At 48.1% G+C, this 13,679-nt stretch carries 12 protein-coding genes and 3 tRNA genes; 5 read left to right on the top strand and 10 right to left on the bottom strand.

All coding sequences use genetic code 11. The features are described from left to right. Nucleotides 1-25 precede the first annotated feature (25 nt). The 3 genes from HZU75_RS06570 (at nucleotide 26) to HZU75_RS06580 (ending at nucleotide 2,301) form a co-directional block, all read left to right on the top strand. On the top strand, nucleotides 26-823 hold the full coding sequence (locus tag HZU75_RS06570; RefSeq protein ID WP_180308349.1) for a hypothetical protein: 798 nt from the start codon (nucleotides 26-28) through the stop codon (nucleotides 821-823). A gap of 606 nt (nucleotides 824-1,429) precedes the next feature. After that, nucleotides 1,430-2,083, top strand: coding sequence for a hypothetical protein (locus HZU75_RS06575; protein WP_180308350.1), 654 nt, complete (start codon nucleotides 1,430-1,432; stop codon nucleotides 2,081-2,083). A 23-nt stretch (nucleotides 2,084-2,106) separates the two neighbouring features. Then, complete coding sequence (locus tag HZU75_RS06580) at nucleotides 2,107-2,301, top strand: hypothetical protein (protein WP_180308351.1); 195 nt, start codon at nucleotides 2,107-2,109, stop codon at nucleotides 2,299-2,301. A gap of 165 nt (nucleotides 2,302-2,466) precedes the next feature. Here HZU75_RS06580 and HZU75_RS06585 read toward each other — a convergent pair whose 3' ends face one another. From HZU75_RS06585 to HZU75_RS06595, 3 genes are all read right to left on the bottom strand, one after another. Further along, nucleotides 2,467-3,999, bottom strand: a complete 1,533-nt coding sequence (locus tag HZU75_RS06585; RefSeq protein WP_180308352.1) for an AAA family ATPase — start codon at nucleotides 3,997-3,999, stop codon at nucleotides 2,467-2,469. Nucleotides 4,000-4,100: 101 nt separating this feature from the next. Then, the gene (locus HZU75_RS06590) at nucleotides 4,101-5,330 is read right to left on the bottom strand and encodes an Arm DNA-binding domain-containing protein (RefSeq protein ID WP_180308353.1); all 1,230 of its coding nucleotides are present in this window, start codon (nucleotides 5,328-5,330) and stop codon (nucleotides 4,101-4,103) included. A gap of 2 nt (nucleotides 5,331-5,332) precedes the next feature. After that, nucleotides 5,333-5,560, bottom strand: a complete 228-nt coding sequence (locus HZU75_RS06595; protein WP_180308354.1) for a hypothetical protein — start codon at nucleotides 5,558-5,560, stop codon at nucleotides 5,333-5,335. A 154-nt stretch (nucleotides 5,561-5,714) separates the two neighbouring features. Between HZU75_RS06595 and HZU75_RS17735 the strand changes: the two genes are divergently transcribed. Both HZU75_RS17735 and HZU75_RS06605 read left to right on the top strand, forming a co-directional pair. Next, a complete protein-coding gene (locus tag HZU75_RS17735; protein ID WP_228028216.1) occupies nucleotides 5,715-5,927 on the top strand; it encodes a helix-turn-helix domain-containing protein in 213 nt (70 codons plus the stop codon). A gap of 41 nt (nucleotides 5,928-5,968) precedes the next feature. Beyond that, entirely contained in the window at nucleotides 5,969-8,341 is a 2,373-nt protein-coding gene (locus tag HZU75_RS06605) for a DNA polymerase II (protein WP_180308355.1), read from the top strand. 268 nt (nucleotides 8,342-8,609) lie between these two features. Here the strand turns inward: HZU75_RS06605 and HZU75_RS06610 are convergent, their stop codons facing one another. The 7 genes from HZU75_RS06610 to ahcY all read right to left on the bottom strand — a co-directional run bounded on the left by HZU75_RS06610 (nucleotide 8,610) and on the right by ahcY (nucleotide 13,651). Then, a complete protein-coding gene (locus tag HZU75_RS06610) occupies nucleotides 8,610-9,410 on the bottom strand; it encodes a DUF3800 domain-containing protein (protein WP_228028217.1) in 801 nt (266 codons plus the stop codon). A gap of 1,044 nt (nucleotides 9,411-10,454) precedes the next feature. Then, nucleotides 10,455-10,530: transfer RNA gene (locus HZU75_RS06615), tRNA-Met, on the bottom strand. Nucleotides 10,531-10,619: 89 nt separating this feature from the next. Further along, a tRNA-Met gene (locus HZU75_RS06620) sits at nucleotides 10,620-10,695 on the bottom strand. Nucleotides 10,696-10,800: 105 nt separating this feature from the next. Continuing rightward, nucleotides 10,801-10,876, bottom strand: a tRNA-Met gene (locus HZU75_RS06625). Between the two features lie 208 nt (nucleotides 10,877-11,084). Next, complete coding sequence (locus HZU75_RS06630) at nucleotides 11,085-11,903, bottom strand: dienelactone hydrolase family protein (RefSeq protein ID WP_228028218.1); 819 nt, start codon at nucleotides 11,901-11,903, stop codon at nucleotides 11,085-11,087. An 11-nt stretch (nucleotides 11,904-11,914) separates the two neighbouring features. After that, nucleotides 11,915-12,181 carry a Rho-binding antiterminator gene (locus HZU75_RS06635; RefSeq protein WP_180308358.1) on the bottom strand — a complete coding sequence of 89 codons (267 nt, stop codon included), beginning with the start codon at nucleotides 12,179-12,181 and terminating at the stop codon, nucleotides 11,915-11,917. 69 nt (nucleotides 12,182-12,250) lie between these two features. Continuing rightward, the gene (gene ahcY, locus HZU75_RS06640) at nucleotides 12,251-13,651 is read right to left on the bottom strand and encodes an adenosylhomocysteinase (protein WP_265575740.1); all 1,401 of its coding nucleotides are present in this window, start codon (nucleotides 13,649-13,651) and stop codon (nucleotides 12,251-12,253) included. Between the last annotated feature and the right edge of the window lie 28 nt (nucleotides 13,652-13,679).

A 13,679-nucleotide genomic window follows, 5' to 3' on the forward strand; every position in this document is an offset into this window, starting at 1 on the left:
TTTAAATGTAAAAAGCGAGGTCATTGTGATCGAACCATTAAATCCGCATTTAAGATTTTCCAATATTATCATCTTGCGTAATCTGCTTTTTCTCTTGGGCATTAGTTTTTCGCTTTTACAGACCAGTTGCACTGATAAATCTAAAAAACATGATTTACAGAGAAAGCAGAAAGCATGGGCTTTATATCAACAGCGCTGCAAGATTTCGGGAGAGAAAATTTACCAGACCATTGATAATGTGGACGGTTTGTTATTGATCAAGGTTAGGCCAGATGAAATTAATTTTAGCGAACAATTTTTGCTCAGCGACCCTTATGGAAGAGATCTTGGTGGTGACGGTTACTTAGAGTCGTTTTTGTATGGTCGAAGTAATAATGGACAAATCGATAATAAATCAATACATGGTGGTTTCAATTATATTGATACTGTCGATCCTAAGAACGGCGTGACCTATCGCTACACTGGCTATATTGATCAACCATGGCTGCGAGATAAAAAATATGGTGAATGGGTACGCGAATTTACTTTGACGAAAACAATTGCACCTAATGAGCCTGTGCCGCGTTATGGCATCACGTATGACGACATTTCAACGCGGGAAGATCGCGAATTATGGATTGCGGGCAGTTCTTTGCGTGTGATTGATTTACAAACCAATGTAGTTGTCGCTGAACGAATCGGCTACATGATTGATATTGATCAAGGCAATATCTCTGGTGGTCGGTCTCCTTGGCTGCTGGCTACTCGTAATGCTTGCCCAGCATATCCAGATATTTATCAAACACGAAATTTTGTCGAGAAAGTACTTAAGCCTGCTCAATAATTGACGGAGAGAAATTGAAAATGACTTATGTTTATGAACCTGCTACGTTATTGAAATTCGCAAACCTACAAATAGCTGCATAAGCCTTTCTTGTTGAAAATAATGGTTTAGATATCAAGTCTGGCAAAAATTTATAGAGGCACTCATTGATGGCAATCTCCATTCTAGTAGGTTTTCTCAAATAGTTGCGGTTGAGTTTTCAGAGCAATGGGAGGTTGTCGATCAAAAACTAAACACGGGTAGTGGATTTTCATGAACGTTATTTCTAGCCATAACGGATAATCCACTTAATGGCGCTCATAAAATATTTTACGTCAAGAAGATCAAACGGAATATTTAATAGATCACACTTCCATTTTTAATAGCACAGGTGTTGACGAGATCGTTGAGGGTAAAAAACTTAATGACATTATTAAGGATTTTGTTCGATGTGCTGCGCCAATTTTTGGTTGCCCTCTCTTCCTGAGAGTTTAATACTGTTAGATACATTTATTAATTCCATAGAAAAATTATCAGCATGTCAAATTAGTTTTTTTTGCCGAGGCTGCCAATGTAGCTAGTTATTTTTTTAATGTCTCTTGAATTTATATGCTTATGGATAAAAAAATGAATCTTTCCTCGTTAATAAGACCGCTGCGCAAAAAAAATGCTTGGCTGTGCATGTTGATATTGATTGCGGTTACTTACTTCTTATGGCAAAGAAATCCGCTACCTAAAGACGAAGAACTTATTGCCCACTTTCAGGCTCATCGCGCAGAATTTGAAGAACTGATTCGGCGCTATCGAGCGTATGAGCGCTCAGCAAACAAGGACACGTCGCTTTGGTTCAAGGAAGGAAATACCCCCGCTTTATATAAGCAGGCAGGGGTTGAGAGTATTGACTACGAAACACCAATATGGCTACCCAATCCCTACTCTGTAGAAACTGCGAAAAAAATCGATGCGCTTTTGACTACAGCTAAGGATTTTTCCCTTTTATATAAGTATGGGGCTCTAAAGATTCAACTTGCACCAGTCCACCGTTATTACTCGTACAACTCTCGCTACGTTGCTGTTTGGAAAGACCTCTATTTTATTCCCGAGGTGCCGCGCATCGAGGATGGCGAATTGTTGGGGCCGATATATAGCAATGGCAAATATTCTTATCGGGAGCGCATTTTCCCTTCACTCAATCGCTTTCCCGATTACTGGAAAGACTTCGAGTGCGTCTACCGCCAAATTGAGCAGCAGTGGTTTTTACGTATGTGCAACGGTCATTAATCATTTACCTACTAGGAAACATCATGGCAACAGTAAGCTATCTAACTAGTGCAAGCAATGAAATCTACAGTGACGCAGCTTTAGGCTATATCACAGCACGAAAAAATGACATTTTCGTTGTATCCAGCACCCTCGGCATTTCCGCTGCTGCCATTGCGGGGGCGATAGCCGAAGAGAATACTGAATCGACCCTAGTTTCGTCGCCAGGTGTCTGCTAAGGCCGAATAGCTGCTGTTCTCTCCATTTTTATGGGCGACCGCAAAGCGAACAAAACCAGTCCAACCTCGTTGCTGTTTCCAATACTCTGCGATCTTTTTACTCTTAGCCATTACGCAAATGCCCAGCATGTTGCTGGGCTTTTGTTGTCGATTTGCCTACTAACCTTAAGGCAAAAATCCTAAAGGTGGTTTTGGTCCATGCGTGTTTTTTAGTGGTGGCAGTTTTGGCATCAACGAGTGTTGGTGAGCCAATAGCTCCGACAGCTCTGGCTCCTTCACTGCTGCTTCAATGGCGGTTTGCACATTAAAGCGCAAAGCACGGATACTGGTCGAACGACTAACGAGCTGCATCGCCAACTCTACAGGGAGCTCTGGTGTGAAGTAAGCTTGGACTCCCATTTCTTTTAGTATCCGTTGATACATTTCCTGTAGCAGTTGCAGCATCATGGCTTGATTAGGGCGTCGTATTTCGATTTGCTGTAGTCGACTCAGTAACGGCAAGCTCAGACAACTCGGATCATTGGCCGTCAAAATAAAGCTAGCATGCGACAGATCCAAACTGGGCAAGATGAAATTGTCTTGGAATTCTTTGCTGTTTTCAGGTTCAAGCAGCATCAACAATAAATCTTGCAAACCATGGTCTTGTCCTGCGAGGGCTTTATCCACTTCTTCAATGACGATCAGCGGGTTTGCTACGGGAGATTCCGCCAAGAATTGGGCGATACGGCCGGGAGCGGCATTGTGCCAATTACGAGAAGAGCCAACTAACAACATCCGATCACCGTTGCCCGCGAAGTCGATCTTGTATTTTGGTAATCCCAGCACGGCGGCAATTTGGCTGGCGAGCCAACTTTTGGCATTACCAGGCTCTCCGGTTAGCAGTAACGGCCGAAAGCCCAGTGCTTTACCACCCAGTGCACGAAGTTTGGTTTGTTCTTGCACCGTATCGAGGACATGCCGCAGATGACTCCCCTCCCCTAACTGAGTCGACCATTGCTGCACGCGTAGATAGACCGCTTCGGTTGCCGGTATTAAGGGCTTGGGTTCAATTAACGGTCGAAGCATGTCCTGCTGGGGTGCGGCTAATGAGGCGATCTGTAGTTGCAGCTGCGTGACATCGGTCAGTTGGACCGAATGGGGAATGTTGGTCGGTAACGGATAGTGCTGAAGTTGTAGTACTTGGCCTTGCCAATTTGCAGGCAACTTTGGTCGTGGAATGATGATATCGATATAGGGATCAGCGACGAGATCTTGGTAAGTAACCTCTGACAGATCAAGATGGCGAATAAATGCCAAGGTTCGCCCTCTTCTAGCCCGAGCAACATCATCTGGGGCGATATCAGACCACTCATGTAGATCAAGAAATGAATCAATGACGATGAAGTATTTATAGTATTGATAAGACAACCATCGGCATGCACACAATTGCTCAGATTCAGGTTCGGCCGCTAAATGAAAAATCCTCGTCTTCATCGGTAAATTCGGATTACTTTGCGACAAGAATCCTTGCAAGGATGCATACCATGCAGGTGGCGTTTGAATGAACTGGCCATCCGGTAACCAAGCATCCATGAATTCCACCATTTCGTCATGGTAGTCATCAGGTGGAAACTCAAGATCAAGCATCTCAGGCGGTTCGGCATCCATACTCAGGAGACCCAATAATCGTTGTGATACATCTTTCGTTGGCTTATTCATGGCAACAGTCTCCTGCGGATTTAGTATTAGCGGTTGGCTACGAGCACAATAATCAGGCTTTTCTTTCAAATGCCCTTGAACAACAAAATAGGGTGATGAGTTCATACGCTATCCCCCATAGAATCTCTGTTTGAATTAGCTAAGAGCAGTCGTTCAAATGCAGAGCCATCACGGCGGGTGAGATTGGGGACATAGCGTGAATACACCTTGAACAGCATTTCAGTGTTGGCATGTCCCATCTGGCGTGCAATCCATTCCGGCGCTTCACCCGCAGCCAACCATAAAGTCGCTGCGGTATGGCGGGATTGATAGGGGCGTCGTTTCTCAAGGCCAAGATGGGCAAGTAAGGGATACCAAACTCGCTTGGTGATGTTGTTGTGATCAACGGGCAAGCCCTGCAAATTGCAGAACACGTATTCCGACATTGCCCCTGTTGCGCGATATTGATTTTCCAACGCATCAAAGACTGGACCACACATTGCGATATCACGTTGGGACGAATCGGTTTTGGTGTAATCCTCTTCTCCAGCCACAATCGTTTCACGCACCATAATCATGCGACGCTCGAAATCGACGTATTTCCACTTCAGACCATCGATCTCACCCGTGCGCATGCCACTGAAAAAGCGGACTGTGTAGTAGTTCTTAAAGTCAGGTCGCACAGAATCAATAATTAGCCGAACCTCTGTGAGGGTAAATGGCTGTACATCTGACCGAGGTACTTTGAGCGGTTTGATCCGAACAAAAGGCGTGGTAAAGTCATAACGGTCGGCGGCTTCCTCAAACACCCTACGCAACGGATCCATGATCTTGTTGATACGGTTAGCAGATAGAGTAACGTTCCCATTCCGGCCGGATACTTTGGCGAGTGATGACCGGAATTTGAGCAAATCAGCGCGAGTGATAGCGCCGACCCGAATATGACCAAATGCAGGGATGTAGTACTTATCAATCATGCCGTGGATATTCAGCAAGTGTGATCGACGCCAACTGATTTGGCTTTCCTGCAACCATTCCAAAATAAATGAATTAAAGAAAGGCCCTTTCACCCCATCAGCACCAGACTCTTTGACTTCGATAGCTGGGGGTTGCTTTGGGGTATTCGTACGCTCCGGAGCAAATTTGGCCACGAGCCTGCTGTTGGGGAAGAACTTATCGTATTCAAAGCGCCCCATTGCGATATCTAACTCAATCCGCTCAAGTGTTTTTTGCAGCTTCTTGAGGTTGTTTGTGCTCGGCAACAAATTGGTTTGTTCACGGCAACGTGTACCTTTGTAAACAAAATCAAAATAGAGCGTACCCGTTTCTTTACGTGTCCTAATTTGGCCCATGGTTATTCTCCTAGGGCATCAGCTGTTGGCATTGCAATGGAATCTGTTGCACCGTCCAACATATCGCGCTCAATCATTTCCCAAATGAACAACATTTTTCGCCGGCCAAATGGTCGGACATAATGCCGCCCCTCAATCAAGCACGTATCAACCAACTGGTTGCGAATTGTGCGGGCGTTATATTGAATTCGCTCTGCGAGCTGCTCAGTAGTAAGATAGGTATGTGACATGAGATACTCCTTTGATCTCTATTTTGATCGTATGCTAATAATTGTTAGCATACGATCAAAATGTACATCATTAAAAAGAGTAATTCAAGTATCTTTTGATAATATTTTTGATCATTTGGTGATTTATATGCTCAGATTCCGAGTTAAAGAGCTCATGGCAGAGAAAGAATTCCAAGAAAATCGCCGCATAACATTAGTAGAAGTCGCCGAGTCTTGCGGAATAAACCGGATGACCTTATCGAAAATTGCGGGACAAAAAGGCTACAGCACGGTCACTGATAATATTGATAAGCTGTGCGCATATTTCGGGTGTGAGGTGGGAGAGTTGCTTGTCTACGTACCCACAGACGAAGATCACAAGAACTAAGTAACTATCTCGGTAATTGAAACAAGGCCGCATCCCAGAGCATGCTTCAAAAGGGATTTCTTCTCACTCGCCAATGGCGCGATACTGCGACAGGGACCGAGCTTGATTTTTGGATAGCAACCGATCGTGGGCCACGCCATGTGCGCTTAAGCCATCAGCGCTCAACAGCCTTCATTCCTGCCAGCCAACGCGAGCAGGCAGAAGGCATTTTAAGTAGCCAAAAGCACAGTGAAATGAGACGTACGGAGCTGCGCCCACTAGCGATATCTGATTTCCACCATCGAGCTGTACTTGGCCTGTATACCCATCAATACAAGCATCTGGGCAAGCTCGAGCGGCAATTGCGCCAAGCTGGCATCGACGTCTATGAAGCGGATATTTTTCCGCCTGATCGCTACTTGATGGAGCGTTTTATCACTGGGCCGGTCTGGTTTCATGATCACCCAGACGGTGAAATTGCCGTTATCAATAGCGAACTCAAACCTGAGTCTGGCTATCGTCCCCAGCTACGCTTAGTGTCCCTTGATATTGAAACCAGTGCGCGAGGCGAGTTGTATTCAATTGCGCTAGAAGGCTGTGGTCAACGGCAGGTGTATATGCTTGGGCCGCAAAACGGGAAGGATCAGGCGCTTGATTTCACGCTCACCTACTGTGAAAGCCGCCCGAAATTGCTGGAGCAATTAAATCGCTGGATTGCGACCTATGATCCAGACGCCATTATCGGCTGGAATCTGGTGCAGTTTGATCTGCGCATTCTGCAGCAACACTCCGAGCAATACCGCATACCACTGAGTCTCGGACGGGATGGCAGTGTCATGGAGTGGAGAAAACATCCCCAGCAATACCATTTCTTTGCCAGTGTGGCAGGCAGACTGATTATTGATGGCATCGAAGCGCTGAAATCCGCCACCTGGAGTTTTCCATCGTTTAGCCTGGAATACGTATCCCAAACTCTGCTTGGTGAAGGCAAGGCCAGTGACAATCCTTATCAGCGGATGGATGAAATCCAACGCCGTTTCGATGAAGATAAACCCGAGCTTGCCAAATACAATCTCAAAGACTGCGAACTGGTTATGCGCATTTTTGCCAAAACGGAACTGATCTCCTTTCTGCTTGAACGCGCGACAGTCACTGGCTTACCGATTGATCGCAGTGGTGGTTCAGTCGCGGCATTTACCCATCGCTATCTGCCATTGATGCATCGCTTAGGTTATGTGGCCCCGAATTTGGGCGATATTCACGGCGAACCGAGCCCAGGTGGCTTTGTGATGAATTCTCAGCCAGGGCTTTATGATTCGGTACTCGTGCTCGACTATAAGAGCCTGTACCCCTCGATTATCCGCAGTTTTCTGATTGACCCTGTGGGCCTGATCGAAGGCATGCAGCACCCTGAAGATGAGTTGTCGGTGCCTGGTTTTGTGGGAGCCCGATTCTCGCGTACCAAGCACTGTTTGCCTGCGATTGTTCGCCAAATATCGCAAGAGCGGGAAGACGCAAAACGCGAATCCAATGCGCCGCTGTCGCAGGCACTGAAAATCATCATGAACTCGTTCTATGGCGTTCTTGGGTCTAGCGGCTGTCGTTTCTTCGACCCACGCCTTGCTTCGTCGATTACGATGCGTGGGCATGAAATCATGCACAAAACTCGTGAGTTGATCGAGCAGCAAGGATATACCGTGATTTACGGCGACACCGATTCGACTTTCGTCTGGCTAAAACATACCCATTCAGAGGCGCAGGCAGCAGACATTGGCCACCAACTAGCGAACCACATCAACCAATGGTGGCAACAGCATCTGCATTCGCAATATGGCTTAAAAAGCGTGCTCGAACTGCAATTCGAGAAACATTATTGTCGTTTCTTTATGCCCACCATCCGTGGTACCGAAGAGGGTAGCAAAAAGCGCTACGCAGGTCTCACGATGCGCCCCGACGGCACGGATGAAGTAGTCTACAAGGGGCTGGAAACTGTACGCACTGATTGGACACCACTAGCCCAGCAGTTTCAGCAAGCACTATACGGGCGTATTTTTAGGAAGCAAGCCTATCAGGACTTCGTCAGGGAATATGTTGAGCGCACCTTGAAGGGTGAGTTTGATGACCTGCTGGTTTACCGTAAGCGACTACGCCGGCCGATAGCCGATTACCAGCGCAGTGTACCGCCCCATGTTCGTGCGGCGCGAATCGCCGATGAGTACAACCGGCAGCATGGTCGCCCTCAGCAATATCAAAACGGCGGGTGGATCAGCTATGTGATGACGGGCGCAGGCCCTGAGCCACTCGAAGCTCTCCGCCAGAAAATTGATTACGAACACTATATTGCATCACAGCTAAAGCCGATTGCCGATGCGATACTGCCATTGCTTCAGGATAATTTTGACAATTTAGTGAGTCGCCAACAGCAGTTATTTTGAGTAACACCTGTGCACAGGGAAAAATGGTCTGCATCACTAACGAGTTAAATGCCATCCTCGCAGTGAATCCAAAAGATCGATCCGGTTTGGTCGATATCTGCCAGGAGGCCAAAATACCGCAAATCATCAGATTATGGCTATTTGTAACCGCGATAACAATTGTGCACACTCGGCGAAATATTTCACTCATGTGTGGCAACAAAAATTCTTGTAATTTACTTTCTCTTAGTACACCTCGAAGGTGTGCTTGCACAGTATCTGCCTTATTTTACAAAAATTTAATCGCAATGTCGGGGTAATTGCTTTGAACTGCGACAAGGCTCGAGCCATTACGGCAAAGTGCTTTTAGTCTTTTCTGGTAACGTTTGAAATGCTGTAAATCATCACTTCTCTTGTGTTTGCTCTCTGGAATTTGTTCGTAAAATTTGGCTAGGGCTAAAGGCATCAGCAACGTGGAGATAATAATATCTGCTATTTGTAGGCCTACATGGCTGTTGCTATTGCCAAAAGTGGGTGGCAACTCGAAGCGAGGAAATGTATTTTTCTGCTCCCACATTGCTAAAGAAATTGGCTGCGCCACTTTGCCATTGATTTCTGATCCCCTAAAGTCTGCCACGATCAGGCCGTTGCTTAATTCTTTATCTAGAAGTTGGTGATAATTCTTGGCGATTCGCATCATCGCCTCTGCGTAGAGCCGAGTGCCGTTAAACTTATCATCGGTCACTTTGATGATGACTTGGCCATACAGTTCTGCGCCGTGGGCAATCAAGGTCTCCAGTAGTTGATGGGCTAGTTTGTGTGCCTTATCAGCTTCAGCCTTAATCCCTTCGCGAATTGCCCGCCGTAGTTCTGCACCTTTGAGTTCGTTGAGTGCATCTTCATGGCGTGAATTTGGCCTAGACTCGCCATACAAATACTGTTGTTTAATTTTAATAAATTGCCGACCAATCGAATCTAATGCCTCTTTTGGTAAAGCAAGCCCAGCAATGATAAGAACAGGTTGAATTTCGGTGTTGTTGGCTGGCAAATAGCCTGGGCAACCAGCTTCGTCGATATAGCAGATGTGCATATTCGTTCTCGTAAAGTAATCGTTAGAAAGCAGCTAGTCGCTCTTTTCAGAGCGAAGAAACGCTGTGAAACCAGTCGTTTCCTGCGCAGGCCGTAACTGCACTGCACGATTACTCCACCAATATGCAACGCAAGCGTTGTGGAGTGTCCTTCTTAGGGACTGTCACTATGTTCGTTGCGAATCATAAGTGCTGAAGTAAGGTTGTTCAACAATGACTTCGGTTTCCTCGGTGTTGCTGCGAGGCGTCCTTCTTAGGGACTGGTAGTCTTGGCATTGTGCCATCGCACTACTTCAAATCGGGTCTCCCGAATTTGCGTTTTATCCGTACTTGCTACGGATTGCCTTGCTTACAGGCTGGCACTGCTGAGCGATAACCCAAGCAGAGCTGCACAAGATCTTAAATCATATGTGCGCAAGCATCATCGATATTTAAATCAATAATGTGTCCCTCTTCAGGACTGCCATATTGTCACTATTTGTTCCAAATATGGTGCGACTACCCAAAAGGCAAGATCACTTTACTAGCTATTGCCCAGTATAATCCTGTGCGTCTTACTCATCAAGCAAGACACACAGGATGGTCGGCCCGAGGTAGGCTAGGCGATTCCAAGACTCACACTAAAATTTCAATAATGGCCGATAATTGCGAAGTAACTCTAAATCTGCTGGCGGGTGAAAAGCAGACCGCAAAAGTTAGCCAGAGTAGACTAGCAGAGGGATCTTCTGCCTGACGCGCCCATGAGCTCCCTGAAAGTGCAACAGTAACCCTGCAATGAAAGTAATCCGAGCCAACATGGCTAAATACCGAAAAAAATAAAGTACTTTTACATCCCAAAGCAGCATTTCCCGGTGATGTCCAAACAACGAAAATGTGGTGTGCGACATAAAAAACGGCACATGTGGGCGAAGGTCAAAAATGGCCTATTTCGTCACAGTGCGTGTCACAGATTTGGCACAGAAAACGTCACAAATCGAGTTTGTGACGTTTTTGGCAAATTTTAGACGAAAAAAAACCTAGGCTTGAAACCTAGGTTTTTTCATTTTTGGTTGCGGGAATAGGACTCGAACCTATGACCTTCGGGTTATGAGCCCGACGAGCTGCCAACTGCTCCATCCCGCGTCTGTTTGCTATTTATTGGTCGACGCATCCAATAAATTCCCAATTTCTATCATCAACGTCACAAGAAAATGATTGGAAACTGGCGGTTTTGGTTGCGGGAACAGGACTCGAACCTGTGACCTTCGGGTTATGAGCCCGACGAGCTGCCAACTGCTCCATCCCGCGTCTGTACTTGGCGATCAGTATTGCTACTGAGAAAAACCGCTTGCTGCGTCACACATTGTCACAGCGACTAAGTTGCACATCGAAGCGATTTTTGAGGAATTTGTCTGGTTGCGGGAACAGGACTCGAACCTGTGACCTTCGGGTTATGAGCCCGACGAGCTGCCAACTGCTCCATCCCGCGACAGAGGGGCGAACTATATAGGCTATAGGCGATTATGTCAATTTTAATTTCTACTTCAGCCGCCAAGTGGCGGATGAGTTGGCTATGCAGGTGGCCTGCCGTGCGTGTAGCAACATTGCCTCTACTTAAACTCAGAACAACTAAATCATAAGGGTATATTGTCAGAAGCCTCTTTTAAATAGACCTCACGCAATATACCCATAAAGATTTACACCCCGTAACGTTTAAACCATGCCAACATGCTTTTCCATGCATCTTGCGCCGCAGCAGGGCTGTAGCTTGGCCGATAGTCAGCATTAAAACCATGCGCGGCCGTATCGTAAATCTGGAAGGCAAACGATTGCTTTTGTGCTTTCAGCGCCGCCTGCATTTGCGCCACGCTCTCGAGCGAAATACCTTTATCCTGCCCGGCATACAGGCCCAACACTGGCGCTTTTAGCTGGCTGGCCACATCAATAGGCTGGCGCGGCGTATTCGGATTCGTTGGCCCCACCAAACGGCCATACCAAGCCACGCCGGCTTTTACCTTGGGGGTATGTGCTGCATACAGCCACGTAATGCGGCCTCCCCAGCAATACCCGGTTACCGCCAAGCGCTGCGGATCACCACCTTGGCTGGCGGCCCAAGCGGCGGCGGCATCCAGATCGGCCAGCACTTCGGCATCAGGCACTTTGCTCACCAGCTCGCGAATCAGACTATCCACATCGGCATACTGCCGCGCATCGCCATAACGGTAAAAGAGCTCTGGCGCGATCGCGAGATAGCCCTGCTTGGCCAGCCGGCGGCATAAATCCTGAATATGCTCGTGCACACCAAAGATTTCCTGAATCACAATCACAGTCGGCAAGGGGCCAGTGGCCGCAGCGGGCATCGCCCGATACGCGGGCAGCGGGCCAATCTGCACCATGCCTGCCGTTAGCCCTGTGCTATCGGTTTGCAGCGTGGTCGCGGCCACGGGCTGCACAGCCAGCGCAAAGCCGCTGGCTAGAGACGCCTTGAGAAAATCACGGCGAGTTTCGGTGGTCATCGTCATCCTCGTTAACTGATTTGAATTAGGGCAAAGCGTGGGGGCTGCGCCAGCGACTCGATCGACACCAACTGATCAAGCCTGATCTCTTGCACCGCACCAGCACATTCGACGACAAAATACTCAATCTGTTCACGCACCCGCACATCGCAGGCTACGGCCTGCAGGCGCGTACCATCGTGCAGCACAAGTTGCACCGGTTCGCGGTGCATGGCGGCGATTTCCAGATAATCGTAGGCGGCGCAGGCAATCGGGGTATAAGTGGTAGGATTACTCATCAGGGACTCGGCATCTTTATTGCACGCTGAAAAACAAAAACGCCCACAAGGGGCGTTTTTGCGAGTTGCTTAGTAGCGGTAGTGCGCTGGCTTGTAAGGGCCTTCGACTGGCACACCGATGTAGGCGGCTTGCTCTGGGCTCAGTACGGTCAGCTTCGCGCCAATTTTCTGCAAGTGCAGACGGGCCACCATTTCATCCAGATGTTTTGGCAATACATATACGCCGACTGGATATTGCTCACGTTTGGTGAACAACTCGATTTGCGCCAAAACTTGGTTGGCAAACGAGTTTGACATCACGAATGATGGGTGGCCGGTTGCGCAGCCCAAGTTCACCAAGCGGCCTTCGGCCAGCAAGATGATGCGTTTGCCGTCTGGGAATTCAATGTGGTCAACTTGTGGCTTGATGTTGTCCCAGTTGTATTGGCGCAGGCTGGCTACTTCGATTTCAGAGTCGAAGTGACCGATATTGCAGACGATCGCGTTGTGGCGCATCGCTTTCATGTGATCGTGCGTGATCACGCCGACGTTACCAGTGGTCGTGACGAAAATATCAGCTTCGCCAGCGATTTCGTCCATGCGAACGACACGGTAGCCTTCCATTGCCGCTTGCAGTGCGCAGATTGGGTCAATTTCAGTGACCCAAACGGTCGCACCCAAACCACGCAATGATTGCGCGCAACCTTTACCCACGTCGCCGTAGCCCAAGACCACCGCCACTTTACCGGCGATCATCACGTCAGTCGCGCGCTTGATACCGTCAACCAAAGATTCGCGGCAGCCGTACAGGTTGTCGAATTTGGATTTAGTCACCGAGTCGTTGACGTTGATCGCAGGGAAGGCCAGTTTGCCTTGCTCGTGCATTTGGTACAGACGGTGTACGCCCGTGGTGGTTTCTTCGGTTACGCCGATGATGGCTGCCAAACGCGTTGAATACCATTTTGGATCTTTCGCGATTTGCGCTTTGATCGCGGCGTACAGCACGGTTTCTTCTTCGTTGGTTGGGTTGGCCACCAGGCTCAGATCGCTTTCCGCGCGCGCGCCCAAATGCAGCAACAGCGTGGCATCGCCGCCGTCGTCCAGAATCATATTGGCGTATTCGCCGTTACCAAAGTCGAAAATGCGGTGCGTGAATTCCCAGTATTCTTCCAGCGATTCGCCTTTGTAAGCGAATACTGGTGTGCCAGCCGCAGCGATTGCTGCTGCAGCGTGATCTTGCGTTGAGAAGATATTGCACGATACCCAACGTACATCAGCGCCCAGTGCTTTCAGCGCTTCGATCAATACGCCCGTTTGGATGGTCATGTGCAGCGAACCGGCAATGCGCGCGCCTTTCAATGGCTGCTGCGCGCCAAATTGGTCGCGCACGGCCATCAGGCCCGGCATTTCAGTTTCGGCAATGCTCAGCTCTTTGCGGCCCCAGGCGGCAAGGGTGATATCGGCTACGTGATAGTCATTAAATTCGGCCACGATAATGCTCCATGTGGCCGGGTCGATG

The sequence above is a fragment of the Chitinibacter fontanus genome, assembly GCF_013423785.1.
In the GTDB taxonomy this organism is placed as follows: domain Bacteria; phylum Pseudomonadota; class Gammaproteobacteria; order Burkholderiales; family Chitinibacteraceae; genus Chitinibacter; species Chitinibacter fontanus.

Excerpts from the sequence above, each read along its gene's own strand:
- HZU75_RS06630 (WP_228028218.1), bottom strand. The coding sequence starts at position 11,903 with ATGACCACCGAAACTCGCCGTGATTTTCTCAAGGCGTCTCTAGCCAGC.
- HZU75_RS06610 (WP_228028217.1), bottom strand. The coding sequence starts at position 9,410 with ATGCACATCTGCTATATCGACGAAGCTGGTTGCCCAGGCTATTTGCCA.
- HZU75_RS06635 (WP_180308358.1), bottom strand. The coding sequence starts at position 12,181 with ATGAGTAATCCTACCACTTATACCCCGATTGCCTGCGCCGCCTACGAT.
- HZU75_RS06580 (WP_180308351.1), top strand. The coding sequence starts at position 2,107 with ATGGCAACAGTAAGCTATCTAACTAGTGCAAGCAATGAAATCTACAGT.
- HZU75_RS06585 (WP_180308352.1), bottom strand. The coding sequence starts at position 3,999 with ATGAATAAGCCAACGAAAGATGTATCACAACGATTATTGGGTCTCCTG.
- HZU75_RS17735 (WP_228028216.1), top strand. The coding sequence starts at position 5,715 with ATGGCAGAGAAAGAATTCCAAGAAAATCGCCGCATAACATTAGTAGAA.
- HZU75_RS06590 (WP_180308353.1), bottom strand. The coding sequence starts at position 5,330 with ATGGGCCAAATTAGGACACGTAAAGAAACGGGTACGCTCTATTTTGAT.
- HZU75_RS06595 (WP_180308354.1), bottom strand. The coding sequence starts at position 5,560 with ATGTCACATACCTATCTTACTACTGAGCAGCTCGCAGAGCGAATTCAA.
- HZU75_RS06605 (WP_180308355.1), top strand. The coding sequence starts at position 5,969 with ATGCTTCAAAAGGGATTTCTTCTCACTCGCCAATGGCGCGATACTGCG.
- HZU75_RS06575 (WP_180308350.1), top strand. The coding sequence starts at position 1,430 with ATGAATCTTTCCTCGTTAATAAGACCGCTGCGCAAAAAAAATGCTTGG.